The 25,803-nt window shown below is 74.2% G+C and carries 27 protein-coding genes; 25 read left to right on the forward strand and 2 right to left on the reverse strand.

The annotated features are described in order from the left end of the window. Nucleotides 1–17: 17 nt before the first annotated feature. A complete protein-coding gene (locus F1D97_RS09595; protein ID WP_236120303.1) occupies nucleotides 18–1,346 on the reverse strand; it encodes a pectate lyase in 1,329 nt (442 codons plus the stop codon). A 220-nt stretch (nucleotides 1,347–1,566) separates the two neighbouring features. On the opposite strand from F1D97_RS09595, the gene ftsY reads away from it, so the two are divergent. From ftsY to F1D97_RS09695, 20 genes are all read left to right on the forward strand, one after another. Further along, nucleotides 1,567–2,817, forward strand: a complete 1,251-nt coding sequence (ftsY, locus tag F1D97_RS09600; RefSeq protein WP_236120304.1) for a signal recognition particle-docking protein FtsY — start codon at nucleotides 1,567–1,569, stop codon at nucleotides 2,815–2,817. A gap of 189 nt (nucleotides 2,818–3,006) precedes the next feature. Continuing rightward, a complete protein-coding gene (locus F1D97_RS09605) occupies nucleotides 3,007–4,311 on the forward strand; it encodes an ammonium transporter (RefSeq protein ID WP_236120305.1) in 1,305 nt (434 codons plus the stop codon). Next, entirely contained in the window at nucleotides 4,311–4,652 is a 342-nt protein-coding gene (locus tag F1D97_RS09610) for a P-II family nitrogen regulator (protein ID WP_013884134.1), read from the forward strand. The genes F1D97_RS09605 and F1D97_RS09610 overlap by 1 nt, the downstream gene beginning before the upstream one ends. A 5-nt stretch (nucleotides 4,653–4,657) precedes the next feature. Further along, entirely contained in the window at nucleotides 4,658–6,475 is a 1,818-nt protein-coding gene (locus F1D97_RS09615) for a [protein-PII] uridylyltransferase family protein (protein ID WP_236120306.1), read from the forward strand. 22 nt (nucleotides 6,476–6,497) lie between these two features. Continuing rightward, complete coding sequence (gene ffh / locus F1D97_RS09620; protein WP_236120307.1) at nucleotides 6,498–8,099, forward strand: signal recognition particle protein; 1,602 nt, start codon at nucleotides 6,498–6,500, stop codon at nucleotides 8,097–8,099. A gap of 19 nt (nucleotides 8,100–8,118) precedes the next feature. Then, nucleotides 8,119–9,219 (forward strand): amidohydrolase family protein, encoded by a 1,101-nt coding sequence (locus F1D97_RS09625; RefSeq protein WP_236120308.1) that lies wholly within the window; start codon nucleotides 8,119–8,121, stop codon nucleotides 9,217–9,219. Between the two features lie 196 nt (nucleotides 9,220–9,415). Further along, on the forward strand, nucleotides 9,416–9,937 hold the full coding sequence (locus F1D97_RS09630; protein ID WP_236120309.1) for a hypothetical protein: 522 nt from the start codon (nucleotides 9,416–9,418) through the stop codon (nucleotides 9,935–9,937). Nucleotides 9,938–10,137: 200 nt separating this feature from the next. Next, nucleotides 10,138–10,578: a 30S ribosomal protein S16 gene (gene rpsP / locus F1D97_RS09635; RefSeq protein ID WP_236120310.1), complete on the forward strand. Its 441-nt coding sequence runs from the start codon at nucleotides 10,138–10,140 to the stop codon at nucleotides 10,576–10,578. Next, complete coding sequence (locus F1D97_RS09640; protein ID WP_236120311.1) at nucleotides 10,578–10,817, forward strand: RNA-binding protein; 240 nt, start codon at nucleotides 10,578–10,580, stop codon at nucleotides 10,815–10,817. Before rpsP ends, F1D97_RS09640 begins: the two co-directional genes overlap by 1 nt. A 120-nt stretch (nucleotides 10,818–10,937) precedes the next feature. Beyond that, complete coding sequence (gene rimM, locus F1D97_RS09645) at nucleotides 10,938–11,513, forward strand: ribosome maturation factor RimM (RefSeq protein WP_236120312.1); 576 nt, start codon at nucleotides 10,938–10,940, stop codon at nucleotides 11,511–11,513. Nucleotides 11,514–11,518: 5 nt separating this feature from the next. Next, nucleotides 11,519–12,292, forward strand: coding sequence for a tRNA (guanosine(37)-N1)-methyltransferase TrmD (gene trmD, locus F1D97_RS09650; RefSeq protein WP_236120313.1), 774 nt, complete (start codon nucleotides 11,519–11,521; stop codon nucleotides 12,290–12,292). Between the two features lie 246 nt (nucleotides 12,293–12,538). Beyond that, entirely contained in the window at nucleotides 12,539–12,901 is a 363-nt protein-coding gene (gene rplS, locus F1D97_RS09655; RefSeq protein WP_236120314.1) for a 50S ribosomal protein L19, read from the forward strand. A 150-nt stretch (nucleotides 12,902–13,051) separates the two neighbouring features. Beyond that, the gene (gene lepB, locus F1D97_RS09660) at nucleotides 13,052–14,032 is read left to right on the forward strand and encodes a signal peptidase I (RefSeq protein ID WP_236120315.1); all 981 of its coding nucleotides are present in this window, start codon (nucleotides 13,052–13,054) and stop codon (nucleotides 14,030–14,032) included. Beyond that, nucleotides 14,029–14,895, forward strand: a complete 867-nt coding sequence (locus tag F1D97_RS09665; RefSeq protein WP_236120316.1) for a ribonuclease HII — start codon at nucleotides 14,029–14,031, stop codon at nucleotides 14,893–14,895. Before lepB ends, F1D97_RS09665 begins: the two co-directional genes overlap by 4 nt. Next, nucleotides 14,892–15,215, forward strand: a complete 324-nt coding sequence (locus F1D97_RS09670; RefSeq protein ID WP_094179733.1) for a DUF2469 domain-containing protein — start codon at nucleotides 14,892–14,894, stop codon at nucleotides 15,213–15,215. Before F1D97_RS09665 ends, F1D97_RS09670 begins: the two co-directional genes overlap by 4 nt. A 151-nt stretch (nucleotides 15,216–15,366) precedes the next feature. Beyond that, nucleotides 15,367–15,723: a YraN family protein gene (locus tag F1D97_RS09675; protein WP_236120317.1), complete on the forward strand. Its 357-nt coding sequence runs from the start codon at nucleotides 15,367–15,369 to the stop codon at nucleotides 15,721–15,723. A gap of 1 nt (nucleotide 15,724) precedes the next feature. Continuing rightward, entirely contained in the window at nucleotides 15,725–17,248 is a 1,524-nt protein-coding gene (locus F1D97_RS09680) for a YifB family Mg chelatase-like AAA ATPase (protein WP_236120318.1), read from the forward strand. After that, nucleotides 17,245–18,399 carry a DNA-processing protein DprA gene (gene dprA / locus F1D97_RS09685; RefSeq protein WP_236120319.1) on the forward strand — a complete coding sequence of 385 codons (1,155 nt, stop codon included), beginning with the start codon at nucleotides 17,245–17,247 and terminating at the stop codon, nucleotides 18,397–18,399. The genes F1D97_RS09680 and dprA overlap by 4 nt, the downstream gene beginning before the upstream one ends. A gap of 148 nt (nucleotides 18,400–18,547) precedes the next feature. After that, nucleotides 18,548–19,468 (forward strand): tyrosine recombinase XerC, encoded by a 921-nt coding sequence (locus F1D97_RS09690; protein WP_236120320.1) that lies wholly within the window; start codon nucleotides 18,548–18,550, stop codon nucleotides 19,466–19,468. Nucleotides 19,469–19,483: 15 nt separating this feature from the next. Further along, the gene (locus F1D97_RS09695) at nucleotides 19,484–20,518 is read left to right on the forward strand and encodes a FliA/WhiG family RNA polymerase sigma factor (RefSeq protein WP_236120321.1); all 1,035 of its coding nucleotides are present in this window, start codon (nucleotides 19,484–19,486) and stop codon (nucleotides 20,516–20,518) included. A gap of 101 nt (nucleotides 20,519–20,619) precedes the next feature. Here the strand turns inward: F1D97_RS09695 and F1D97_RS09700 are convergent, their stop codons facing one another. Next, the gene (locus tag F1D97_RS09700) at nucleotides 20,620–21,189 is read right to left on the reverse strand and encodes a M23 family metallopeptidase (RefSeq protein ID WP_236120322.1); all 570 of its coding nucleotides are present in this window, start codon (nucleotides 21,187–21,189) and stop codon (nucleotides 20,620–20,622) included. 518 nt (nucleotides 21,190–21,707) lie between these two features. Between F1D97_RS09700 and rpsB the strand changes: the two genes are divergently transcribed. From rpsB to F1D97_RS09725, 5 genes are all read left to right on the forward strand, one after another. Then, nucleotides 21,708–22,616 (forward strand): 30S ribosomal protein S2, encoded by a 909-nt coding sequence (gene rpsB, locus F1D97_RS09705; protein WP_236120323.1) that lies wholly within the window; start codon nucleotides 21,708–21,710, stop codon nucleotides 22,614–22,616. A 49-nt stretch (nucleotides 22,617–22,665) separates the two neighbouring features. Further along, nucleotides 22,666–23,511 carry a translation elongation factor Ts gene (gene tsf, locus F1D97_RS09710; protein WP_236120324.1) on the forward strand — a complete coding sequence of 282 codons (846 nt, stop codon included), beginning with the start codon at nucleotides 22,666–22,668 and terminating at the stop codon, nucleotides 23,509–23,511. A gap of 80 nt (nucleotides 23,512–23,591) precedes the next feature. Then, the gene (gene pyrH / locus F1D97_RS09715; RefSeq protein ID WP_236120325.1) at nucleotides 23,592–24,335 is read left to right on the forward strand and encodes a UMP kinase; all 744 of its coding nucleotides are present in this window, start codon (nucleotides 23,592–23,594) and stop codon (nucleotides 24,333–24,335) included. A 62-nt stretch (nucleotides 24,336–24,397) separates the two neighbouring features. Further along, nucleotides 24,398–24,955, forward strand: a complete 558-nt coding sequence (gene frr, locus F1D97_RS09720; protein ID WP_236120326.1) for a ribosome recycling factor — start codon at nucleotides 24,398–24,400, stop codon at nucleotides 24,953–24,955. Continuing rightward, entirely contained in the window at nucleotides 24,955–25,803 is an 849-nt protein-coding gene (locus tag F1D97_RS09725) for a phosphatidate cytidylyltransferase (protein WP_236120327.1), read from the forward strand. Before frr ends, F1D97_RS09725 begins: the two co-directional genes overlap by 1 nt.

Here is a 25,803-nt window from a genome sequence, read left to right on the forward strand (position 1 = left end):
GGGTCACCGGTGGGACGTCACCGGTAGACGACCGCCGACGCGGTGTACCCGCACGCGGCGCTCGGACCGGAGCCGACCTTCGACGGCTCGCCCGAGGTCACGCCCTTGTACTCCTCGCAGATCGCGACCTTGCGGGAGGAGTCGCCGACGATCGTGATCCCGGACAGCGTCGCCCGGTCGCCGAGGTTGGGGTTGATCCCGACGAGCGACTTCGCCGGCACCGTCACCGTGACGTCCTGCACGACGACCGTGCGCGCGTACTGCTTGGAGCAGTTGCCGCACGAGCGGTAGAGCTTGCCGATGTCCGACGCCTGGAAGTTCTTGATGACGAACGTCCCCGGGCCGTTGTGCTGGAACACCTTGTCGGACGCGGAGCGCGCGCCGCCGCCGTCGATCGTCATGACCTGCGAGGACGAGCTGCCCTTGAGGGTCGCGGCGTCCTCCTCGACGTCCTCCCACCACACGTTCTGCAGCGTGCAGGTGCCGGTGCAGTGGACGCCGTCGCCCGCCCCCGACCCGAGGATGACGTTCTTGAGCACGGCACCGTCGGAGAGCTGGAACATGGGCGGCTGCGACTCGTCCTGACCGCCGGACGAGATGCCGTAGTAGCGCACGAGCCTGCCGTCGAACGTGCCGCTGACCGCGATGGTGGAGGAGACCTTCTGCTGGCCGGTCGCGCTGGGCCAGGAGGTCGAGCCGCCCGTCCCGGACGTCGGCGACGATGTGGGCTTCGGCGACGACGAGGCCGACGCGGTGGCGGTCGGAGCGCTGCCGCTGCCCACCTTCACGAGCTGCCACTGCTGGTGGTACGACTTGCCGTCCGTGCCCTGCACGATCGCCGCGCCCTCGGCGGTCGAGGCGCCCGCGACCTGCACGACCTTGCCGGAGTGCTGGTTGACGAGGCGGACGTAGCCCGACTGGTCGACGAGCCGGAACCGCTGGTTCGCGCCGTCGAGGTCGGTGAACAGCCGGAACGTGGCGCCGTCGGCGGTGCTCCACTCCCACAGGTCGACGACCTTGCCGGACCTGCGGTTGAGCAGCTCGTACCGGTCGTCGCCCACCGCGACGAGCCTGAACTGCTGGCTCGTCGCGTCGGTCCGGGTGGCCTGGACGAGGGGTGAGCCGTCGCTCGTCGCCTGCCCCTGGACGTCGAGGACCTTGTCGCTCTTGCGGCTGACCAGCACGTACCAGGCGCTCGGGTCGACCGTGGCCGCGGTGGCACCCAGGGCGGACACGAGGCCGAGCGTGCCGGCGAGCGCCCCGACGACGACCGCGGCGAGGGTCAGGCGCGCGCGTCTGAGCGTGGGCGGCACCCGGTGAGCGGGTCCGGCGTTCTTGCGGGTCATGGCGTACCTCCGTCGTGGATGGCGCTTTCCCAGCGCGACCGAGAGTCGGCCGCATCGGTCTGTGAACGTACCCACCCGGTGCGACCGCGACCACGAGGCGAAACGAATCGCCCGGCCGGACCCGGTCCCGGATCCTGCGTCGCCGCCGCGCGCCGCCGCGGCGGTCCCGACGTGCGGCCCGGGTTCGCGTCCCCGCCCCGTGCCCCGTCAGACTGTGGGGGTGAACCCCGACGTCCTGACCACCCTCATCGCCGCCGGTGTGCCGATCGCGCTCGTCGCGGTCGTCGCGACCCTGTTCGTCTCGCGCCGCCGCTCGCGCGACGACGAGACCACGTCGCCGACCTCGTCGACGACCACGACGGTCGAGCGCGTCCCCTCGCAGGCCGCCGCGCCCGACGACGACGCGTCCGGCGTCACGGTCGACGTCCCGCCCACCGCGGGGCTCGGCACCGACGAGGTCCCGACGCCGGTCGAGGCGCCCGAGGCCGTCGACGTCGGAGCGCTCGAGGAGGCCGTCGCGGTCGAGGTCCCGGCGCCCGCCGCGGGGCGGCTCGCGCGACTGCGGGACCGGCTGTCGCGCTCGGGCTCGCCGCTGGGCACGCGCCTGCTCGCGGTGCTCTCCCGCGACCACCTGTCCGAGGACGACTGGGACGAGCTCGAGGAGACCCTCCTGCTCGCCGACGTCGGTGCTGGTCCCACGGGCGAGCTCATCGAGGCGCTGCGCACGCGCGTGCGCGTCGAGGGCCTCAAGGACCCCCTGCAGGTGCGGGCCCTGCTGCGCGCCCAGCTCCTGGAGCTCGTCGACCCCACGCTCGACCGCGAGCTGCACACCGCGCCGAGCGTCGCGGACGACGGCACGCGCACGCCCGCCGTCCTGCTCGTCGTCGGCGTCAACGGCACGGGCAAGACCACGACGATCGGCAAGCTCACGCGCCTGCTCGTCGCCGAGGACCGCTCCGTCGTGCTCGGCGCCGCGGACACGTTCCGCGCCGCCGCCGCCGACCAGCTCGAGACGTGGGGCTCGCGCGTCGGCGTGCCGACCGTGCGTTCCGAGCGCGAGGGCGCCGACCCCGCGTCGGTCGCGTTCGAGGCCGTCCGCACGGGCAAGCAGGCCGACGTGGACGTCGTCGTCGTCGACACCGCCGGCCGCCTGCAGAACAAGGCGGGCCTCATGGACGAGCTCGGCAAGATCACGCGCGTCATCACCAAGGAGGCGCCGCTCACCGAGGTCCTGCTCGTCCTCGACGCGACCACCGGTCAGAACGGCCTGCAGCAGGCGCGCGTGTTCGGCGAGGTCGCCGGCGTCACGGGCATCGTGCTGACCAAGCTCGACGGCACCGCCAAGGGCGGCATCGTCGTCGCGGTGCAGCGCGAGCTGGGCGTGCCCGTCAAGCTCGTCGGGCTCGGCGAGGGTCCCGACGACCTCGCGCCGTTCGACCCCGAGGCGTTCGTCGACGGCCTCCTGCAGTAGCCCGCGCCCGTCGAGCCCCCCGGGAACGCTTCGGTCATGCGGGACGAGCGACCCGCTGCGAAACCGAACGTTTACACGAGGGTGGCCCTTGTCACCTGCCGGTAACGCTCGCAGCGTCCTGGTGAAACGCCGCTCCCCGAATGTTGTCCGCGACCAGCCACCCCGGGCTGGCGAGGGGAGAAGCGACTCATGGAGCTGGACACCGGAGCGACAGCCTGGATGCTGACGTCAGCGTCCTTGGTGCTGCTCATGACGCCTGCGCTGGCGTTCTTCTACGGCGGCATGGTCCGCGGCAAGTCCGTCCTGAACATGATGATGATGTCGTTCGGCGCTATCGCCGTCACGGTCATCGTCTACGTGCTCTGGGGCTGGTCGATGTCGTACGGCAGCGACGTCGCCGGAATCTTCGGCAACCCGTTCGACCAGTTCGGTCTGGCCGGGACGCTGTGGGACGACTCGGGCGAGTTCATCATCGACGGCTTCGGCGTCCCGCAGGCCGTGGGTGTCGCCTTCCAGGTGACGTTCGCGATCATCACGGTCGCCCTGATCAGCGGCTCGCTCGCCGACCGCGTGAAGTACGGCACCTGGCTGGTCTTCGTGGCCGCCTGGGTCACGCTCGCCTACTTCCCGATGGCCCACATGGTCTGGGGCGGCGGCCTTCTCTCGGGTGCCGAGGGCTCGATCGCCGCGTCGATCTTCGGTGTGACGGACGAGGTCGCGAACACGACCCCGATCGACTTCGCCGGTGGCACGGTCGTCCACATCAACGCCGGTGTCGCGGGCCTCGTCCTCGCGCTGATCATCGGCAAGCGCAAGGGCTTCGGCAAGGAGCCGATGCGCCCGCACAACCTGCCGTTCGTCATGCTCGGTGCCGCGCTCCTGTGGTTCGGCTGGTTCGGCTTCAACGCGGGCTCGGCGTTCACCGCCGACGGCAACGCCGGTCTCGCCTGGATCAACACGACGGCCGCGACGGCCGCCGCGGTCATCGGCTGGCTCGTCACCGAGAAGATCCGTGACGGACACGCCACGTCGCTCGGTGCTGCTTCGGGCATCGTCGCCGGCCTCGTCGCCATCACGCCGGCCGCCGGCTCGCTGCGCCCGGTCACCTCGATCATCCTCGGCGTCATCGCCGGTGTGCTGTGCGCCCTCGCGGTGGGCCTGAAGTACAAGTTCGGCTACGACGACTCGCTCGACGTCGTCGGCGTCCACCTCGTCGGTGGCCTCGTCGGCACGGTCCTCATCGGCTTCCTGGCCGCGGACACGGGCCTGTTCTTCGGCGGCGGCTTCGACCAGCTGCTCATCCAGGTCATCATCGCTCTCGTCGCGATCGTGTTCTCGGGTGTGGTCACCCTCGTCATCGGCCTGGTCCTCAAGGCCACGCTGGGATGGCGGGTCAGCGAGGACGCGGAGGTCGGCGGTATCGACCTCGCGGTGCACGGTGAGTCCGCGTACGAGACCCTGGGCGGCGCCCGGGTCGTGACGGAGGTGAAGTGATGACGAAGCTCGTGACGGCGGTCATCCAGCCGCACCGGCTGGACGACGTGAAGTCGGCCCTCGAGGCGGCGGGTGTCCGCGGTCTGACCGTGAGCGAGGCGAGCGGCTACGGCCGTCAGCGCGGTCACACCGAGGTCTACCGCGGCGCGGAGTACACGGTCGACCTGGTCCCGAAGGTGAAGATCGACGTGCTGGTCGCGGACGAGGACGTCGCCGGGGTCGTCGAGGTGGTCGTCCGCGCGGCGCAGACCGGCAAGATCGGCGACGGCAAGGTCTGGGTCGTGCCGGTGGAGGACGTGGCTCGCGTCCGCACCGGTGAGCACGGCGACGACGCGCTGTAGGCCCGATGTCCGACGAACGGTCGCCTGTGGGGGGCGCGGCCGGGGACGAGAACGACACGCAGGTCCCGCACCCCGCTCGTGGGGTGCGGGACCTGCGCGTCGAACGGCTCGACCTCGCGACGCGGCTGACGGGTCCGACGAGTGACGGCGTGGCGCGCCGCAGCCGGATCGCCGGCCTGGTGCGCACGCGGCTCGCGGAGCTGTGGGACGAGGCCAGCAAGGGCGAGGACTCCACGGGGGTCGCGCTCGGCGTGGTCGGCTCGGTCGGTCGCGGTGACGCGAGCCCGGTCTCCGACCTGGACCTGCTGCTCGTGCACGAGGGCCGCTCGCGGTCCGCGGAGGACCTGCAGTCGCTCGCGCAGCGCCTGTGGTACCCGATCTGGGACGCGGGGCTCGACCTCGACCACTCCGTGCGCTCGCTGGCCCAGTGCCGCCAGGTCGCGTCCAAGGACCTGCCGGCGGCGGTGGGGATGCTCGACCTGCAGCACGTCGCGGGGGACCCCGTGGTGATCGCGCGCGCGACGTCCGCGCTGCTGGAGGACTGGCGCGCGGCGGCGCGTCGGCGCCTGCCCGAGCTGCTCGCGTCGACCCGCCAGCGCGCGGAGCGGCACGGCGAGCTCGCGTACCTGATCGAGCCCGAGCTCAAGGAGGCGCGCGGCGGGATCCGGGACGCCGTGGTGCTCTCGGCACTCGCGGCCACGTGGCTCACGGACCGCCCGCACGGCGCGGTGGACCACGCGTACGCGCACCTGCTGGACGTGCGCGACGCGGTCCAGGTGGCGACGCGCCGGCACACCAACCGTCTGCTGCTCGCGGACCAGGACGAGGTCGCCGAGCTCGTCGGCTTCGACGACCGCGACGACCTGCTCGCGAGCGTCGCGGAGGCAGCCCGGATCATCTCGTACGCGCTCGACACCACGGCGCGCAACGCGCGTCAGGCGCTCGAGCGTCCGGCGCGCGGGCCCCGGCTCGTGCGGGGTCGTCGGCTGCCGCCCCGGCTGCGGCCCATCGCCGAGGGCCTGGTGCAGCACAACGACGAGATCGTGCTCGCGGTCGACGCCGAGCCGGAGAACGACCCGCTGCTCGCGCTGCGCGCGGCGGCGACCGCGGCGCGCACGGGCCTGCAGCTGTCGCCCGTGTCGGTGCAGCACCTCACGGTGACGCCGCCGCTGCCGACCCCGTGGCCGCGGCAGGCGCGCACGTACCTGCTGCAGGTCCTCGGCGCGGGGCACGCCCAGGTGCCGATCTGGGAGGCGCTCGACCTGGCGGGCGTCGTGACGACGTGGATCCCCGAGTGGGCGGGCGTGCGCAACCGCCCGCAGCGCTCGCCCGTGCACCGGCACACGGTCGACCGGCACCTCGTCGAGACCGCGGCGAACGTCACGGCGCTCGCGCAGGGCGCGCCCAGCGACACGCTGCTGCTGACGGCCGTGCTGCACGACATCGGCAAGCGCGCGGGTGCGGGCGACCACTCGGTCGAGGGCGCACGGCTCGCGGGGCCGATCGTCGAGCGCATGGGGTTCGGCGAGCACGTCGCGGCGGACGTCGCACGGCTCGTGCGCGAGCACCTGACGCTCGTCGAGCTCGCGACGAGCGCGGACCCGGACGACCCGGCGACCGTCCAGCGGCTGCTCGACGCGGTCGACCACCGCGGTGACCTGCTGCACGCGCTGCGCCTGCTCACCGAGGCCGACGCCGTGGCCGCGGGTCCCGCGGCGTGGAGCCAGTGGCGTGGCACGCTCGTCGACGACCTCGTCGCGCGGGCGCGCGTGCAGCTCGGCGACCGTGCGGCGGGCGCCCCGGGTACCCTGGGACGACCCTGATCCCTCTCCCGCGAGGACGCACGTGTTCGCCACTCTGTCCGACCGTCTGACGTCGACGTTCAAGAACCTGCGCACCAAGGGCCGGCTGTCCGAGGCGGACGTCGACGCCACGGTGCGCGAGATCCGTCGCGCGCTGCTCGACGCGGACGTCGCGGTGCCCGTGGTGCGCCAGTTCACGGGTGCGGTGCGCGAGCGCGCGCTGTCCGCCGAGGTGTCGCAGGCGCTGAACCCGGCGCAGCAGGTCGTCAAGATCGTCAACGACGAGCTCGTGTCGATCCTCGGCGGCGAGACGCGCACGCTGCGGTTCGCGAAGACCCCGCCGACGGTCATCCTGCTCGCGGGTCTGCAGGGTGCCGGCAAGACGACGCTCGCGGGCAAGCTCGCGCTGCAGCTCAAGGGCGAGGGCCACACGCCGCTGCTGGTCGCGGCGGACCTGCAGCGTCCGAACGCGGTCACGCAGCTGCAGGTCGTGGGGGAGCGCGCGGGCGTGCCGGTGTTCGCGCCGCACCCGGGCAACCAGGGCGCCGACGACGTGCTGCCCGCCGGGGCGGACCCCGTCGCGGTCGCGCGCGCGGGCCTCGAGGCGGCGCGCGCGCGACAGCACGACGTGCTGATCGTCGACACCGCGGGCCGCCTGGGTGTCGACGCCGAGCTCATGGCGCAGGCCGCGGACATCCGCGACGCGGTGCAGCCGGACGAGATCCTGTTCGTGATCGACGCGATGATCGGCCAGGACGCCGTGAACACGGCGCAGGCGTTCGCGGACGGCGTCGGCTTCACGGGAGTCGTGCTCTCCAAGCTCGACGGCGACGCGCGCGGTGGCGCCGCGCTGTCGGTCGCGTCGGTCACCGGCCGCCCGATCATGTACGCGTCCACGGGCGAGAAGCTCACGGACTTCGAGGTCTTCCACCCGGACCGCATGGCCTCGCGCATCCTCGACATGGGCGACGTCCTGACGCTCATCGAGCAGGCCGAGAAGGCGTTCGACGAGCAGCAGGCGCAGGAGATGGCCGGCAAGCTCGCGAGCGGCGAGGGCTTCACGCTCGCGGACTTCCTGCAGCAGATGCAGCAGCTGCGCAAGATGGGCTCGCTCAAGAAGATGTTCGGGATGCTCCCGGGCATGGCGCAGATGCGCGACGCGCTCGACAACTTCGACGAGCGCGAGGTCGACCGCATCGAGGCGATCATCCACTCGATGACGCCCGCCGAGCGCGACAACCCGAAGATCATCAACGGCTCGCGCCGGGCGCGCATCGCGCGCGGCTCGGGCACCACGCCCACGGACGTCAACCAGCTCCTCGAGCGGTTCGACGGCGCGCAGAAGATGATGCGCCAGATGGCCAAGTCGGGGGGGATGCCCGGCATGCCGGGCGGGATCCCGGGCATGGGGAACCTGCCGGGCATGGGCAAGAAGGCGCGCGGCAAGTCCGCGCCCCAGCGCAAGGTGCGCGGCAAGTCGGGCAACCCCGCGAAGCGCGCCGCGCAGGAGAAGGCCGCGCTCGAGGGGCGCCCCGCGACGAGCGCGCCGGCCGGGTCGGCGTTCGGCCTCGGCCGGCAGGCGCCCGAGCCGGACCCGGCGTCGCTCGAGCTGCCCGCGGGCCTCGAGAAGTTCCTGGGCCGCTGACGACGGGCACCCGCACCCGATGAGCCGGTCCGAGGTCCTGCACCTGTCGGGGACGGTCGTGCTCGACGACGAGCGCGAGGTCGGCGACGCGTGGGTCGTCGACGGCCGGCTCACGTTCGAGCGTCCGGCGGGCGGCGCGACGACGAGGATCGAGGGCTGGGTGCTGCCCGGGCTCGTCGACGTGCACTGCCACATCGGGCTGGCGGCGGACGGCGCGGTCGACGCCGCGACGGCCGAGCGGCAGGCGGTCGCGGACCGCGACTCGGGCGTCCTGCTCGTGCGCGACGCGGGCTCGCCCGCGGACACGTCGTGGGTGCACGCGCGCCGGGACCTGCCGCGGCTGATCCGCGCGGGCCACCACCTGGCGCGCCCCAGGCGCTACCTGCGGCACTACGGCCGCGAGCTCGCCGCCGTGCACGACCTGCCCGGGGCGGTGCACGACGAGGCGGTGCGCGGCGACGGCTGGGTCAAGCTCGTCGCCGACTGGATCGACCGCGACCTGCCCGGCGGCGGTGACCTCACGCCGTTGTGGCCCGACGACGTGCTCGTCGACGCGGTGCGCGCAGCGCACGACAGCGGCGCGCGCGTGACCGCCCACACGTTCGCGACCGAGTCGCTCGACCCGCTCCTGGACGCCGGCGTGGACTGCCTCGAGCACGCCACGGGCGCGACGCCCGAGCAGATCGAGCGGATCGCGTTGCTCGGCGTCCCGGTGACGGCCACGCTGCTGCAGGTCGCGCAGTTCGACGCGATCGCGGACCAGGGTGCCGCGCGCTTCCCGCGGTTCGCGGCCCGCATGCGCGCGATGGGCGCCCGGCGCCACGCGCACGTGCGCGACCTGCACGACGCGGGCGTGCCGGTGCTCGTCGGCACCGACGCGGGCGGCACGATCGGGCACGGCCGGATCGCCGACGAGGCCGCCGAGCTCGTCGCCGCGGGCATCCCGGCGCGCGAGGTCGTCGCGGCCGCGAGCTGGCGCACGCGCGAGTGGCTCGGCGTGGACGCGATCACGGAGGGGGCGAGCGCCGACGTCGTGGTCTTCGACCGCGACCCGCGCCGGGACGTGCGCGCCCTCGCCGAGCCGTCGGCGGTGGTCCTGCGGGGCGTCCGGTACCGCTGACGTGTCGCTCATCGGTCGCTGACGGGCGGCTGACCTGCCGCTGATGGGTCGCTGACCAGCATGGACGCCGGGAGGTCGCGTTCACCTGCACGGTCGGCCCCGTCGCGGCGTACGGGTGAGGCCGCGCCGTGCGCCTGCCGCGCCGCCGGTGGCCGTGGTTGCATCGTGTGACCGCAGCACGCAGGCCGGAGGGACCATGACGACCAGCACGCCCGCCGCACCGCCGGCCCCCACGACGCGGGCGGGAGACCCCGACGCGACCCGGACCCGCGCGCTCGTCGCAGCCGCGGTGCTCGTGGTCGGCTCGGTCCTCGGCGTGGTCGCGAAGGTCGCGTTCTTCGGGTGGAGCGGCGTCGCGCTGCTCATGTGGTGGCCGGTGACGGTGGTGCTGCCCGTCGCCGCGGTGGCGACCGTGCTGCGCCCGCTCGTCGGGCTGGGGACCGTCCGGTCCCACCTCGGCCACGCGCCGCGCCGGTACCGGGTGCTCGGGTGGGGTCTCGGGCTCGGCGTGCTCCTCGGGTACGGAGGCTTCGGCGACGACGTCGAGGACGAGCAGGTGACGTCCGGCCTGGCGTTCCTGCTCGGGTCGGTGCCGGACTGGCTCCACGCGCTCGCCGTGGCCGTGCTCGTGGTCACCCTCGCCGCGTGCGCCGCGGCGCTCGTCGTGTACACCGTCGACCGCGTGCGGGTGGGACGCGCCGCCGCGCACGAGGTGTGACGCGGACGGCCCGCGGAGCGTCGAGGCTCGCGTCGGGCCGGCTTGGGGCCGGGTCGCGACGTCTGGCATGATGGTCGGCTGTACTCGTCGTGCGCAGCCCCTCTACCTGCGCTCGACGCGTCCTTCGTCGCCACGTGCATGCCCAACCCCACGGGAAGGCGCTGTGCGACACCCCAGCTGAACCCAGGAGAGACCACACAGTGGCCACGAAGATCCGTCTCAAGCGTCTCGGCAAGATCCGGGCGCCGTACTACCGCGTCGTCGTCGCGGACTCGCGCACCAAGCGTGACGGCCGCGTCATCGAGGAGATCGGCAAGTACCACCCGACCGAGGAGCCGTCGCTCATCGACATCTCCTCCGAGCGTGCGCAGTACTGGCTCGGCGTCGGCGCGCAGCCGACCGAGCAGGTCCTCGCCCTCCTCAAGGTCACGGGTGACTGGCAGAAGTTCAAGGGCCTTCCGGGCGCCGAGGGCACGCTGAAGGTCAAGGCCGGCAAGGCCGACCCGAAGGCCGCCGTCGAGGCCGCGGCCGCCGACGCCGAGAAGGTCAAGGCGAAGGCCTCCGAGAAGAAGACCGTCGCCGACGAGGCGCCGGCGGACGAGGCGCCGGCCGAGGCCGCCGCCGAGGACGAGCAGGCCTGATGCTCGCCGACGCGCTCGAGCACCTGGTGCGCGGCATCGTCGACCACCCGGACGACGTCCGGGTGAGCTCGGTGGCGCTGCGTCGCGGTGAGCTGCTCGAGGTCCGGGTGCACCCGGACGACCTCGGGCGCGTGATCGGCCGCAGCGGCCGCACCGCGAAGGCGCTGCGGACCGTGGTCGGCGCGCTGTCGACCGACGGTCCGGTGCGCGTCGACGTGGTCGACGTCGACCGCCGCTGACCGGCGGAGCCGACGAGCACGAGCCGTCGCGCGGCCGCCGAGCCGCGTGACGAGAGGCCCGGCCCCTACCCTGGGGCCGGGCCTCTCGTCGTCCCGAACACCCTTGAGGAGAACCCCCACATGCTGCTGACGGTGGCGCGCGTCGGACGCGCGCACGGGCTGCGCGGCGAGGTCGCGCTCGACCTGCGGACCGACACCCCCGAGGAGCGCCTCGCCGACGGGACGGTGCTCGGCACCGACCGCTCGGGCGTCGGCCCGCTGACCGTCGTGCGCACGCGCATCCAGCAGGGCCGCTGGTACGTGACGTTCGCGGAGGTCACCGACCGCACGGGCGCGGAGGCGCTGCGCGGGGTCTCGCTCGTCGTCGAGGACGACGCGTCCGACGAGGAGGACGCGTGGTACCCGCACGAGCTGCGCGGGCTGCGGGTCGAGCACGTCGACGGGCGCGTCCTGGGTGAGGTCGTCGGGCTCGAGCACCTGCCGGCCCAGGACGTGCTCGTCGTGCGGGAGCCCGACGGCGCGCGCACGCTCGTGCCGTTCGTGCGGGCCATCGTGCCGGTCGTCGACGTGCCGGGCGGACGGGTCGTGCTCGACCCGCCGGGCGGTCTGCTCGCCGCGGACGCGGCGAACCTCGTGGTGTCCGACGAGACGGCGGGCCCGGACGACGCGCCGGACGCCGGCGGGCAGGACGGCTGACGCCCGTGCGCATCGACGTCCTGACGATCTTCCCCGACTACCTCGCGCCGCTCGGGCTCTCGCTCGTCGGCAAGGCGCGTGAGGCCGGGATCCTCGACCTGCGCGTGCACGACCTGCGGGACTGGACCACCGACCGGCACCGCACGGTCGACGACACCCCGTTCGGCGGCGGTGCGGGCATGGTCATGCGACCCGACGTGTGGGGCACGGCGCTCGACGACGTGCTCACGCCCGGCGCGCACCTGCTGCTGCCGACGCCGTCCGGCGAGGTGCTCGCGCAGCGCACGGCGCACGCGCTGGCCGGCGAGGACCACCTGGTGATCGCGTGCGGCAGGTACGAGGGCATCGACGCGCGCGTCGCCGAGCACTACGGCGCGGCAGGGGTGCGCGTGACCGAGTACTCCATCGGCGACTACGTGCTCAACGGCGGCGAGGTCGCCGCGCTCGTGCTCGTCGAGGCCGTCGCGCGGCTCCTGCCGGGCGTCGTGGGCAACCCGCACTCGCTCGTCGAGGAGTCGCACGGCGAGGCCGGGCTGCTCGAGTACCCCGTCTACACCAAGCCGCCGTCGTGGCGCGGGCTCGACGTGCCCGACGTGCTGCTCTCGGGGCACCACGCCCGGATCGCCCGCTGGCGTCGCGACGAGGCCCTGCGCCGCACGGCCGCGCGCCGGCCGGACATGCTGGCGGTGCTCGGTGACGACGCGCTCGACCGGCACGACCGCGAGGTGCTCGCGCAGCTCGACGACCCGGGGGCGGACGCGGCGCCCGAGGGCGGCTGACGCGGGACACCCGGGTCGCACCGGCGTCCGATTACCGGGCGTCACCTGCCCTGTGGCAGACTTGTCCGCTGGTGCGCGCGCGGTCGCGTCTCTGCCACGGGGGAGACGACCGACGACCCACCGGTCCCGGCGCAGCCGGTCCGGACGCACCGCCGAACCAGACCACCGGGGCGAGCCCGCGCACGACGCGCTGCGCCCGCCCCCGACATCACGCTCCTGACCCGTGCGCAGGACGAGGAGAACACCATGCACACGCTGGACCAGGTCGACGCCGCCGCGCTGCGGTCCGACATCCCGGAGTTCCGCCCGGGCGACACCGTCAAGGTCAACGTCAAGGTCGTCGAGGGCAACCGCTCGCGCGTCCAGGCGTTCCAGGGCGTCGTCATCGCCCGCCAGGGCTCCGGTGTCCGCGAGACGTTCACCGTCCGCAAGATCAGCTTCCAGGTCGGCGTCGAGCGCACGTTCCCGGTGCACGCGCCCTCGCTGGAGTCCATCGAGGTCGTCACCCGTGGTGACGTCCGCCGCGCGAAGCTGTACTACCTGCGTGGCCTGCGGGGCAAGAAGGCCAAGATCAAGGAGAAGCGCGAGAACACGGCCGCTCAGGCCTGAGTCGACGCGCACGACTCCCGTCCGTGAGGGCGGCCACCTTCCGGGTGGCCGCCCTCACGGTCTCCGCCGTCGGGATGTCGTCGGGCGAACCGCCCGACCACGTCGCGATCCGTGCACCCGGCACACGGGTCGACGTGCGAGAGTGTCCCGGTGACCCTGCGACCCGACGACGAGCAGGCGCCCTCCGGCGCGTTCGGCTGGCCGCCGCGTGACCAGGAGACCGGGCAGGGGCAGGCCGGGGCGGCGGTGCCGTCGGGGCGCGGGGAGACGGAGCAGGAGAGCATGCACGAACCGGACACGTGGACCGCGGACGGCGCGGCGACGGCTGTCGAGGGACCCGGCGACCCGAACGGGAACCGACCCGACGAGGGCGGTGCGCCGGGCGAGCAGCCGGCAGAGCCCCTGAGCAGGGCCGACCGGCGCCGCGCCGAGCGCGGCAAGGGCCCGCGGCGCAGGACGAGCGCGGGCGGATCGCTGCTGCGCGAGACCGGCATCATCCTGGTCTCGGCGCTGGTGCTGTCCTGGCTCATCAAGACGTTCCTGGTGCAGGCGTTCTTCATCCCGAGCTCGTCGATGTACGACACGCTGCTCGTGAACGACCGCATCATGGTCAGCAAGCTCACGCCCGGCCCGTTCGACCTCGAGCGCGGCGACATCGTCGTGTTCAAGGACCCGGGCGGCTGGCTCGAGGGCCAGAAGCCCGAGGAGACCACGGGCTGGCGGCACACGGTGAACGACGTGCTCACGTTCATCGGCCTCTACCCGCAGGACGCGGGCGAGCACCTGGTCAAGCGCGTGATCGGGATGCCCGGCGACCGCGTCGCGTGCAAGGGCCCGGGTGAGCCCGTCACGGTCAACGGCGTCGCGATCGACGAGCCGTACCTCGCGGCGGGCGCGATGCCCAGCCAGCTCGCGTTCGACATCACCGTCCCGCCGGACAGCCTGTGGGTCATGGGCGACAACCGGCAGAGCTCGCGCGACGCGCGCGCCCACCTGGGTGACGCGGGCGGCGGTTCCATCCCGATCGACAACGTCGTCGGCAAGGCGTTCGTGCTCGTCTGGCCTCTCGACCGGGCCGAGGTGCTGCGCAACCCCGCCGACACGTTCAAGGACGTCCCCGACCCGTCATGACCGCGCTCGACGACCGCTCGACGACCGCGCCGGACCGGCCGACCGGTCCCGTGCGGGCGCGCGCACCGCGACCTGGTCCGCACCTGCGGCTCGAGCGCACGCTCCTGCGGGACGGCGCACGGCTCGTCGCGGGCATGGACGAGGTGGGTCGCGGCTCGCTCGCGGGTCCGGTCTCGGTCGGCGTGGTCGTCGTCGACGCCGGGACGCGCTCGGCGCCGCAGGGTGTGGCCGACTCCAAGCTGCTCACCCCGGCCGCGCGCACCGCGCTGCTGCCGCGGCTGCGGCGCTGGGGACTGTCGCGGGCCGTGGGTCACGCGAGCGCCGCGGAGATCGACGAGATCGGGATCATCGCCGCGCTGCGGCTCGCCGGTCACCGGGCGCTGGCCGCAGCGTGCGCGACGACCGGGCCCGTGGACGTCGTCGTGCTCGACGGCTCGCACGACTGGCTCACGCCGCCCGCGCAGCGCGACCTGTTCGACCTCGACGCGCCGGTGCTCGCGGCGCCGCGCGTGCAGATGAAGGTCAAGGCGGACCGCACGTGCGCGAGCGTCGCCGCCGCGAGCGTGCTCGCGAAGTGCGAGCGCGACGCGCTCATGGTCGAGCTCGCGGCGCAGCACCCGCACTTCCGCTGGGACGAGAACAAGGGGTACGCGAGCCCCGACCACCTGGCCGCGCTGCGGGAGCTCGGGCCGTGCGTGCTGCACCGCCGCTCGTGGCGCCTGACGGGCCCGGCGGCGCAGGACCCGGCCGCCGCCGACGCGGTGCCGCTCGTGGCGGGCTCCCCGCGCTCGGCGCGGCTGGACGACGACGGTGCGGCGCGGTGGGACGACGAGGCCGTCGCGTGGGGGATGATGAGCACGTGAGTGCCGAGGACCTGGAGAACTACGAGACCGACATGGAGCTCGCGCTCTACCGCGAGTACCGGGACGTCGTGAACCTGTTCTCGTACGTCGTGGAGACCGAGCGCAGGTTCTACCTGGCGAACCACGTGGACCTGCAGGTCCGCTCGGCGGCCGGTGAGGTGTACTTCGAGCTGACGCTCGCCGACGCGTGGGTGTGGGACGTGTACCGCTCGGCGCGCTTCGTGAAGTCGGTCCGTGTCGTGACGTTCAAGGACGTCAACGTCGAGGAGCTCGCGAAGGCGGAGCTCGACCTGGGCGGCGGCGCGGGCTTCCCGCGCTGACGCCTGCCGGCCGGGGCGGGCCGGCGCCTCGGCGCGGTTCGTCGCCACCCGACCCCAGCCCCCTGCGCGGCGCTGCCGCTCCACAGCAGGGGCTCGCCCCCCGCGGCCCGGGGCGTCCACCCCGCCACGATCGGCGGCGGAGGTGGTGCGCGTGCGCGCGAAGGACGCCGTCGGGCGGTACGGGGAGGACGTGGCCGCTGCCCACGTCGAGGCGAGCGGGTGGCGGGTGCTGGACCGCAACTGGCGGTGCCGGCACGGCGAGCTCGACCTCGTCGGGATGGACGGCGACGAGCTCGTCGTCGTCGAGGTCAAGACGCGTCGCTCCACCGCGTACGGGACGCCCGCCGAGGCCGTGACGTGGCGCAAGCTCGCGCGCGTCCGGCGGCTCGCGGCGCAGTGGCTCGCGGAGCACGACGTGCGCGTCGCGTCGGTCCGGGTCGACGTGATCGCCGTGCTGCTGCCGCGCGCGGGGGCCGCGCAGGTCGAGCACCTGCGGGGGGTGTGCTGACGTGGCGCTGGGCGGCACGCTGAGCGTCGCGCTCGTCGGCATGGTCGGGCACGTCGTCGAGGTCGAGGCCCACCTCGCGGCGGCCCTGCCCGCGTTCACGCTGGTCGGGCTGCCGGACACCTCGCTCGCGGAGTCGCGCGACCGCGTCCGCGCGGCCGTGACGTCGAGCGGGCTCACGTGGCCGAACCGCCGCGTGACCGTGAACCTCTCGCCCGCGACGCTGCCGAAGTCCGGCTCGGGGTTCGACCTCGCGATCGCGGTCGCAGCGCTCGCGGGGGCGGGCGTGGTGGACCCCGAGCGTGTACGCGGCGTCGTGCACCTGGGTGAGCTCGGCCTCGACGGGCGGCTGCGTCCCGTGCGCGGCGTGCTGCCCGCGGTCGTCGCCGCGGTGGCGGCCGGCCGGCCCCGGGTCGTCGTCCCGGAGGCCAGCGTCGCCGAGGCGGCGCTGGTGCCGGGTGCGCGGGTGCACGGCGCCCGCACGCTCGCGCACGTGCTCGCCGCCCACGGCGCGGACGTCGAGGTGCCGGACGTCGCACCCACGGCGCCCGAGCCGGTCGCGGCGTCGCCGGCGGCCGTCGTGCCCGACCTCGCGGACGTCGTCGGCCAGGACGAGGCGCGGCTGTGCCTCGAGGTGGCCGCGGCGGGCGGGCACCACCTGCTCATGGTCGGCCCACCCGGGACGGGCAAGACGATGCTCGCGTCCCGCCTGCCCGGCCTGCTGCCCGACCTCACCGAGGACGAGGCCGTCGAGGTCACCGCGATCCACTCGGTCGCGGGGACGTTCGACGCGGGCGAGGGGCTGCTGCGCCGCCCGCCGTACGAGGACCCGCACCACACGGCGACGCCCGCGAGCGTCATCGGCGGGGGCTCGGGCGTCCCGCGTCCCGGGGCGGCGTCGCGCGCCCACCTCGGCGTGCTGTTCCTCGACGAGGCGCCCGAGTTCACGACCGCCGTGCTGCAGACCCTGCGCCAGCCGCTCGAGCACGGCGAGCTCGTGCTGCACCGGGCGCAGGGGACGGCGCGCTACCCCGCCCGGTTCCAGCTCGTGCTCGCGGCGAACCCGTGCCCGTGCGGCATGGCGGTCGGCAAGGGGCTGGCCTGCACGTGCCGCCCCGAGCAGCGTCGCCGGTACCTCGGCAAGCTCTCCGGTCCGCTGCTCGACCGCGTCGACCTGCAGGTCGAGCTGCAGCCGTCGCGCGCGACCGACGCGAGCGGGGAGCCGACGCGCCTGGTCGCCCGCCGGGTCGCCGACGCGCGCACCGCGCAGGCCGAGCGCTTCGCCGGGCTGCCGTGGCGCACGTGCGCGCAGGCTCCGGGGCCGTGGCTGCGCGAGCGGCTGGGACCCGACCGCGCGCTCGTCGCGGACCTCGACCGGGCCGTCGACCGCGGCACGCTCAGCCGGCGCGGCGCCGACCGCGTGCTGCGTGTGGCGTGGACGCTCGCGGACCTCGCCGGTCGGACCGCGCCGGGCCGGACCGAGGTGGGCCGGGCGCTCGCGCTGCGGACGCGAGGGAGGGGCGCGTGATCGCCGACGAGGAGCGCTGGGCCCGCGCGGCGTGGAGTGCGCTCGCCGAGCCCGGTGACGAGGTCGCGGGCGCACTCGTGGCGCAGCTCGGCGCGGCCGACGCGTGGCGGTGGGTCGTCGCGAGCGCAGGCGGGCGTGCGCCGCTGCCCGCGGCCGCGTCCCCGCGGTCCGCCGCGCGGCTGACGCGGGCCGTGACGCGCTGGGGTCCGCGCGCGCGCCGGCTGGGGGAGGACGGCTGGTCGCCCGGGCGGCCGCCGCCGGTGCGCGGCGAGGGCGTACGGGTCGTGGTGCCCGGTGACCCGGACTGGCCCGTCGGGCTCGACGGGCTCGGTGCCGCAGCGCCGAGCTGCGTGTGGGTGCGCGGCGAGCTGGGCGGGGCGCGTGCGGTCGCGCTCGTCGGCGCCCGCGCGGCGACCGCGTACGGCGAGGGCGTCGCCGTCGACCTCGCGGTCGGGCTGGCGCAGGCCGGGCGGGTGGTCGTGTCCGGCGGCGCGTACGGCATCGACGCGGCCGCTCACCGCGGTGCGCTCGCGGGCGGCGGCCGCACGCTCGTCGTGGTCGCGGGCGGCGTCGACCGCGCCTACCCGGCGGGCAACGCGCGCCTGGTCGAGGAGGCGGTCGCCTGCGGTGGTGCCGTCGTCGGCGAGGTGCCGCCGGGCAGCCTGCCCACGCGCAGCCGCTTCCTGCAGCGCAACCGGCTGATCGCGGCGCTGGGTGCGGCCACGGTCGTCGTCGAGGCGGCGTGGCGCTCGGGCGCGCTGTCGACCGCGCACCACGCCCTGCGGATCGGCCGGCCCGTGGGCGCGGTCCCCGGGCCCGTCACGTCGATGGCCTCGGCGGGGTGCCATCGGCTGCTGCGCGACGGCGCAGCGGTCTGCGTCACCGACGCCGCGGAGGTCCTCGAGCTCGCGGGCGCGATCGGTGCGGACGCGGCGCCCGAGCACGCCGAGCCCTCGCGCGCGCTGGACGCGGTCGACCCGCTCGCACGGCGCGTGCACGACGCGCTCAGCACGCGGGCGCCACGACCCGTCGAGACGGTTGCCCGGGCGGCGGGTGTCTCGGCCACCGAGGCGATCGGCGCGCTGGGCCTGCTCGAGCTCGCGGGCCTCGCGCGACGCGGGGGCGGAGGCTGGACGGCGAGTCCGGTGTGATCTCGGTAACGCAGCGGGTGAAACGCGTCAGTGGTCTGCGCAGAATGTCCGGTGTAATTCGGACAATCGGGAAAGAATTGCCCACGGTTACGCCGCACGGGTGAATTCGAGGCTTGTTCCCGCGTCAGAAAGCCGTCACCGTATTCGCATGAACGTGGCTGAGATCACCGCCCAGGCGCCGGGTCGCGCGCGCCTGCTCGCGGAGTTCTCGACCTACCTGAGCAGTGTGCGCGGGTTGTCCCCCCACACCGTGCGCGCCTACGTCGGCGACGTCGACGCGCTGCTGGCGTACGCCGCACGGCACGGTGCCCGCGCCCTGACCGACGTCGACCTCGCTACGCTGCGCGCCTGGCTCGCCTCGATGGCCGCCGACCAGCGCAGCCGCGCCACGCTCGCCCGCCGCGGCGCCAGCGCCCGGACCTTCTTCGGCTGGGCCACGCGCACCGGTCACGTCGCGGCCGACCCGGCGCTGCGGCTCGCGTCCCCGCGCACGGCGGCCACGCTGCCCGCGGTGCTGTCCCAGGACTCCGCCCGGCACGCCCTCGACGCCCTCGCCGAGCTCGCGCACGACGAGGAGCCCCTGAGCGTGCGCGACTGGGCGATGCTCGAGCTGCTGTACGCCACGGGCGTGCGGGTCGGCGAGCTGTGCGGCGCGGACGTCGGCGACGTGGACCTCGCGCAGCGCACCGTGCGCGTCACGGGCAAGGGCGACAAGCAGCGGGTCGTGCCGTTCGGCGTCCCGGCGGCCCGTGCGCTCGAGGCGTGGCTGCGCGTGCGCGGCCAGGTCGCCGACGCCGGCCACGCGCTGTTCGTCGGTGCACGCGGCGGCCGCGTCGACCAGCGTCAGGTCCGCACGGTCGTGCACCGCGCGACGAGCGCGACCGGCGTCGACCTCGCCCCCCACGGCATGCGGCACTCCGCCGCGACCCACCTGCTGGAGGGAGGGTCGGACCTGCGCAGCGTGCAGGAGATCCTCGGCCACTCCAGCCTCTCGACCACCCAGCGCTACACCCACGTATCCGCCGAGCGCCTGCGCTCGGCCTACGCGCAGGCACACCCCCGGGCCTGAGGACGGACTCCCATCATGACGATCCACCTGGACGCCCCCGCAGCGGTGCGTGCCGTCGCACGTGACGACGCCGCGCCCGTCGGGACGATCCCGCAGCAGCGTGGCGTGTTCGCGGTCGAGCTCGACGAGGCGGTCGACACCGACGTCGCCGCGCCCGCCGACCACGACCTCGAGGTCGTCGACCCCGCGCTCGACCCCGCGCTCGACCCGGAGCTCGCCGACGCCGAGCTCGCGGAGCTCGCTGAGGTCATCGCACTCCCCGAGGTCCCGACCCAGCGCGGCGTGCCGACGCCGGACGTCGCCGAGGCGTGGGCCGCGTACAAGAGCACGGGCGAGCGCGCCCACCGCGACGCGCTGATCCTGCACTACGCGTCGCTCGTGACCGCGGTCGCCGGCCGAGTCGGCATGCGCCTGCCCGCGACCGTCGAGCAGGCGGATCTCGTCTCGTACGGCATGTTCGGCCTGATCGACGCGATCGAGAAGTACCAGCTCGACCGGTCGGTGAAGTTCGAGTCGTACGCGTCCTCCCGCATCCGGGGCGCGATCATCGACGAGCTGCGCGCGATGGACTGGGTCCCGCGCTCGGTACGCACCAAGGCCCGCTCGGTGGACCGGGCGCAGGCCGAGCTCGAGGCGACGCTGCACCGCGCGCCCACGGAGGCGGAGCTCGCGGCCCACCTCGGCGTGCCCGTGACCGAGCTGCGCCAGGTGTGCTCGCAGCTTGCGACGTCGAACCTCGCGGCGCTCGACGAGCTGCTCGGCGGCGAGGACCGCGCGGGCGGCGTCTCGCTCGGCGACACGCTGTGCGACGACCGGATCGACGACCCGGCCGGCACGCTCGCCGACGCGGAGACCGCGCACCTGCTCGCGCGCTCGATCGAGCAGCTCGGCGAGCGGGAGCGCATCGTCGTCGTCCTGTACTACTACGAGGGCATGACGCTCGCGGAGATCGGCCGGGTGCTCGGCGTGACCGAGTCGCGCATCTCGCAGATGCACACCGCGGCCATGACGCGCCTGCGCACGCGCCTGACGGACGCCGAGCGCGGCTGACGGACGCCGAGCGCGGCTGACGGACACCCAGCGCGGCCGACGCAGGCGCCCGACCGGCGGCGGCCGGACCGTTGCCCGTCCCGCAGTCGTCCCCGTGGCGGTCATCCGGGCAGCAGCACCACCGGCCCGAGACCGCTCACGAGCGTGAGCGGGTCGACGTAGCGCTCGGGTGCGACGCGCACGCCCCAGTGGACGCACGTCGCCGGCGCGCAGTGCCCGAGCGCGTCGTCGACGGCGCCGACGGGGGAGCCGCGCGTGACGCGCGTGCCCACGGCCGCGCTCGTCGTGACCGGCTCGAGGCTCGTGAGGTGCCCGTCGTCGTGCCGGACGGTGACCACCGGTCTGCCGGCGACGCGTCCGGCGAACGCGACGACGCCGGACTGCGGTGCGACGACGACGCCCCCGACGTCCGCCGCGAGGTCCACGCCGCGGTGACCGGCTGCCCACGGCTGGGGCGGCGCCTCGAACCCGCGCACCACGCGTGCTCCGACGACGGGCAGCTCGTAGCCCGACCCGGCCGCCTCCCGCGCGGGCACGGGGGCGACGACGGACGCTGCCGCCGGGGCCACGAGGACGGCCGCGACGAGCGCGGACACCACGAGGCCCACCCGCACGGCTCGCGCCGGCCGTCGTCCTCCTTCGGGTCCGCGGTCCGGGCGCCTCTCGCTCATGGCGCCACCGTGCCGTGCCGTCGCGGTGGGCGCCCGGGCCGGGTGGGTCGCTGTGGACGCGGCGCGGCTCGCGCGGGGCTGGGGTCGGGTCGCGCGTGGGGCGTGCCCGGGCGGCGCGATCGCTGGTGCGTGCGGGGCGGCCGTCGGAGTCACGGTCAGGGGCGCGGTCGGGGGCGCGGTCGGGGGCGCGGTCGGGGGCACGGTCGGGGGCACGGTCGGGGGCACGGGCGGTGGTGGGCTAGACTTGCCGCGCGACCGGTGAGAGCCGGTCGACTTCGCGCGCCATCATCCTGGTCGCGACCGGTCCGGCGGCTACCCGCTGCCGAGCCCGGTCACGTACCGCGGGGCGTGCCCGCACAGGTCCGTGGACGCCGGCTCGCCGGTGGTCGCGGTGCGGGCCGTCATGGCGCCAGGGGCACCGGCGACCGCCGGGGCCGACAACCGCAACGCGGGGCTCATCAGATGCGCCCCGCCCGACGTGCGTGCCGCCGCTGCGGCACGCCACGGAAGGAAGTGCCATGGCCGTCGTGACCATGCGCCAGCTGCTCGAGAGCGGTGTCCACTTCGGGCACCAGACCCGCCGCTGGAACCCCAAGATGAAGCGCTTCATCTTCACCGAGCGCAACGGCATCTACATCGTCGACCTGCAGCAGTCGCTGACCTACATCGACCGCGCCTACGACTTCGTGTCGCAGACCGTCGCGCACGGTGGGTCGATCCTGTTCGTCGGCACCAAGAAGCAGGCGCAGGAGCCGGTCGCCGAGCAGGCCGCCCGCGTCGGCATGCCCTACGTCAACCAGCGCTGGCTGGGCGGCATGCTCACCAACTTCTCGACGATGCACAAGCGCCTGCAGCGCCTCAAGGAGCTCGAGCAGATCGACTTCGACGACGTCGCGGCCTCGGGCCTGACGAAGAAGGAGCTCCTGGTCCTGCGCCGCGAGAAGGACAAGCTCGCGAAGACGCTCGGCGGCATCCGTGACATGGCCAAGGTCCCCTCGGCCGTGTGGATCGTCGACACGAACAAGGAGCACCTCGCGGTCGACGAGGCGCGCAAGCTGGGCATCCCGGTCGTCGCGATCCTCGACACCAACTGCGACCCCGACGTGGTCGACTACCCGATCCCGGGCAACGACGACGCGATCCGCGCCGTGCAGCTGCTCACCCGCGTGATCGCGGACGCGGTCGCGGACGGTCTGCTCAAGCGTCACTCGGGCAAGGCGTCGGCCGAGGGCGGCGCCGAGGCCGAGGCCGAGCCGCTGGCCGAGTGGGAGCGCGAGCTGCTCGCGGGCGCCGAGGCCGACCTCGCCGCCGCGCCGGCTGCCGAGGCCGCCCCCGAGGCGCCGGCTGCCGCCGAGGCTCCCGCCGAGGCCCCCGCTGCCGAGGCTCCCGCCGCCGACGAGCCGGCCGCGCCGGCCGACGAGGCCTGAGCACCCGCTCGTCCGCACCCCGCTCCATCGACAAGAACGGACACCACTGATGGCGAACTACTCGCTCCAGGACATCAAGGACCTGCGCGAGAAGACCGGCGCCGGCATGCTCGACGTCAAGAAGGCGCTCGAGGAGGCGGACGGCGACTCGGCGAAGGCGCTCGAGATCATCCGCGTCAAGGGCCTCAAGGGCGTCGGCAAGCGTGAGGGCCGCGCGGCCTCCGACGGTCTCGTGGCGGCGCACGTCGGCCCGACGGCCGACGGCGAGGGCCAGACCGGCGTGCTGGTCGAGGTCAACTCGGAGACCGACTTCGTCGCGAAGAGCGAGGCGTTCATCTCGCTCGCCGACCGCGTCCTGGCCGCTGCCGTGGCCACGGGTGCGCGCGACGCGGACGCGCTGACGGGCGCCGAGCACGAGGGCACCACGGTGCAGAACATCGTCGACGAGACGGCCGCCACCCTGGGTGAGCGCGTCGTCGTGCGTCGCCTGGCCCGCGTGGCCGGCGAGCACGTCGAGGTGTACCTGCACAAGGTCAACAAGGACCTGCCCCCGCAGGTCGGCGTCCTCGTGGCGACGGACGCGGCGGGCGCCTCGGTGGCGCGCGACATCGCGACGCACATCGCGGCGTACTCGCCGACGTTCCTCTCGCGTGACGAGGTCCCGGCGGAGACCGTCGAGAACGAGCGCAAGATCGCCGAGGAGACCGCGCGCAACGAGGGCAAGCCCGAGGGCGCGCTCCCGAAGATCGTCGAGGGTCGCCTGGGCGGGTACTTCAAGGAGACCGTGCTGCTCGACCAGCCGTTCGCCAAGGACCCGAAGAAGTCGGTCGCCCAGGTGCTGGCCGAGGTCGGCGGCTCGGTGACGGCGTTCGTGCGGTTCCGCGTGGGCGCCTGACGCACACACCTGATCGGTGGCCCCGGCCCACGGCCGGGGCCACCGTCATAGGACCACCCCGACAGCCTGCAGGAGGCGCTGTGACCCCGGACCCCACCACCGACGAGACGAGCGCCGCCCCGCGGCGGGTGCTCCTCAAGCTCTCGGGCGAGACGTTCGGGGGTGGCGCGGTCGGCCTCGCGGTCGACGTCATCCGGCGCATCGCCGAGGAGATCGCGGTGGCGGTCCGGGCGGGCGTGCAGGTCGCGATCGTCGTCGGCGGTGGCAACTTCTTCCGCGGCGCCGAGCTCGCGCAGAACGGCATGGACCGGGCGCGCGCCGACTACATGGGCATGCTCGGCACCGTGATGAACTGCCTCGCGCTGCAGGACCTGCTCGAGCAGGCGGGCGTGAGCACGCGCGTGCAGACCGCGATCACGATGGGCCAGGTCGCGGAGCCGTACATCCCGCTGCGCGCGATCCGGCACCTCGAGAAGGGCCGCGTCGTGATCTTCGGTGCGGGCGCCGGCATGCCGTACTTCTCGACCGACACCGTCTGCGTGCAGCGCGCCCTCGAGACGCACTGCCAGGAGGTGCTCATGGGGAAGAACGGCGTCGACGCGGTGTACACCGCGGACCCTCGCAAGGACCCCGACGCGAAGCGTCTCGAGCACCTGAGCTACACCGACGCGATCGTGGGCGACCTGGGCGTCATGGACCAGACCGCGCTGTCGATGGCGCGTGACAACGACATGCACATGCAGGTCTTCGGCCTCGAGGGCGCGGGCAACGTCACCCGCGTCCTGCGAGGTGAGAAGATCGGCACGACCGTGACCGTCGGCTGAGCCGACGGCCCGTACCGCAGTCCCACCCCGCCACCCGGCACGACCGACACCTAGGAGCACCGGTGATCGACGAGACTCTCTTCGAGGCCGAGGAGAAGATGGACAAGGCCGTCGAGGTCGCCAAGGACGACTTCGCGACCATCCGGACCGGTCGTGCGAACGCGGCGATGTTCTCGAAGATCTTCGTCGACTACTACGGTGCGCCCACGCCGCTGCAGCAGCTCGCGTCGTTCAACGTGACCGAGGCGCGCACCATCCTCGTCTCGCCGTTCGACAAGTCGTCGATGGCGGCGGTCGAGAAGGCGCTGCGCGACTCCGACCTGGGTGTGAACCCGACGAACGACGGCAACGTGATCCGCGTGGTGCTGCCCGCGCTCACGGAGGAGCGTCGGCGCGACTTCGTGAAGCTCGCGAAGCACAAGGCCGAGGACGCGCGCATCTCGGTGCGCTCGGTGCGCCGCAAGGCCAAGGAGGAGCTGGACCGCATCGTCAAGGACGGTGAGGCCGGCGAGGACGAGGTCACGCGCGCGGAGAAGGAGCTCGAGGCGCTCACCAAGAAGCACGTCGAGCTCATCGACCACCTGCTCGCGGCCAAGGAGAGCGAGCTCCTCGAGGTCTGATGACGCAGCTCGCAGCCCCCCGCTCGACGAAGCCGGGTCGCGACCTCCCGGTCGCGATCACGGTCGGCGTCGGCCTCCTCGTCGTGGTGGTCGTGTCCTTGTTCATCCGCAAGGAGGCGTTCGTCGCGCTCGCCGTGCTCGTGGTGTGCGCGGGTCTGTGGGAGCTCGCGCAGGCGTTCGCGCGCCGCGCGATCCACCTGCCGCTCCTGCCGCTGCTCGTCGGCGCGGTCGGCATCCTCGTCTCGGCGTACACCGCGGGCGCCGAGGCGCTGTTCGTCTCGTTCATGCTGACCGTCGGCGGCGTCATGGTGTGGCGCGTGCTCGACGGCAGCGGGTCGCGCGCGCTGCGCGACATCATCGGCGGCGCGTTCGCGGCGGCGTACCTGCCGTTCCTCGCCGGCTTCGTGATGCTCATGCTCGCGGAGAGCGACGGGCCCTCGCGCGTCCTGGTGTTCATCCTGCTCGTCGTCGCGAGCGACACGGGCGGGTTCGCGGTCGGCGTGCTGCTCGGCCGGCACCCGCTCGCACCGTCGGTGAGCCCGAAGAAGTCCTGGGAGGGGCTCGCGGGCTCGGTCGTCCTCGCGTGCGTCGTGGGCGTCGTGAGCATCCAGGTGGCGTTCGAGGGCGAGCCGCTGGTCGGCGTGTTCCTCGGGCTGTCGACCGTGGTGTCGGCGACGCTCGGCGACCTGGCGGAGTCGATGCTCAAGCGCGACCTCGAGCTCAAGGACATGGGCCGCCTCGTCCCGGGTCACGGCGGGGTCCTCGACCGCCTCGACTCGCTCCTGCTGACGGCGCCCGCCGTCTACCTCATCCTGACGATGCTCCAGCCGCCGCCCGTGCTGTTCTGA

This window comes from Cellulomonas palmilytica, assembly GCF_021590045.1.
GTDB lineage: Bacteria > Actinomycetota > Actinomycetes > Actinomycetales > Cellulomonadaceae > Cellulomonas > Cellulomonas palmilytica.

Bases quoted from the DNA above. Each gene is read 5' to 3' on its own strand.
- F1D97_RS09610 (WP_013884134.1), top strand. From the start codon at position 4,311: ATGACGAAGCTCGTGACGGCGGTCATCCAGCCGCACCGGCTGGACGAC.
- rimM (WP_236120312.1), top strand. From the start codon at position 10,938: ATGCTGCTGACGGTGGCGCGCGTCGGACGCGCGCACGGGCTGCGCGGC.
- F1D97_RS09615 (WP_236120306.1), top strand. From the start codon at position 4,658: ATGTCCGACGAACGGTCGCCTGTGGGGGGCGCGGCCGGGGACGAGAAC.
- rpsB (WP_236120323.1), top strand. From the start codon at position 21,708: ATGGCCGTCGTGACCATGCGCCAGCTGCTCGAGAGCGGTGTCCACTTC.
- F1D97_RS09690 (WP_236120320.1), top strand. From the start codon at position 18,548: ATGAACGTGGCTGAGATCACCGCCCAGGCGCCGGGTCGCGCGCGCCTG.
- tsf (WP_236120324.1), top strand. From the start codon at position 22,666: ATGGCGAACTACTCGCTCCAGGACATCAAGGACCTGCGCGAGAAGACC.
- F1D97_RS09665 (WP_236120316.1), top strand. From the start codon at position 14,029: ATGACCGCGCTCGACGACCGCTCGACGACCGCGCCGGACCGGCCGACC.
- rplS (WP_236120314.1), top strand. From the start codon at position 12,539: ATGCACACGCTGGACCAGGTCGACGCCGCCGCGCTGCGGTCCGACATC.
- F1D97_RS09625 (WP_236120308.1), top strand. From the start codon at position 8,119: ATGAGCCGGTCCGAGGTCCTGCACCTGTCGGGGACGGTCGTGCTCGAC.
- F1D97_RS09595 (WP_236120303.1), bottom strand. From the start codon at position 1,346: ATGACCCGCAAGAACGCCGGACCCGCTCACCGGGTGCCGCCCACGCTC.
- F1D97_RS09695 (WP_236120321.1), top strand. From the start codon at position 19,484: ATGACGATCCACCTGGACGCCCCCGCAGCGGTGCGTGCCGTCGCACGT.
- F1D97_RS09640 (WP_236120311.1), top strand. From the start codon at position 10,578: ATGCTCGCCGACGCGCTCGAGCACCTGGTGCGCGGCATCGTCGACCAC.
- F1D97_RS09605 (WP_236120305.1), top strand. From the start codon at position 3,007: ATGGAGCTGGACACCGGAGCGACAGCCTGGATGCTGACGTCAGCGTCC.
- F1D97_RS09700 (WP_236120322.1), bottom strand. From the start codon at position 21,189: ATGAGCGAGAGGCGCCCGGACCGCGGACCCGAAGGAGGACGACGGCCG.
- F1D97_RS09630 (WP_236120309.1), top strand. From the start codon at position 9,416: ATGACGACCAGCACGCCCGCCGCACCGCCGGCCCCCACGACGCGGGCG.
- F1D97_RS09725 (WP_236120327.1), top strand. From the start codon at position 24,955: ATGACGCAGCTCGCAGCCCCCCGCTCGACGAAGCCGGGTCGCGACCTC.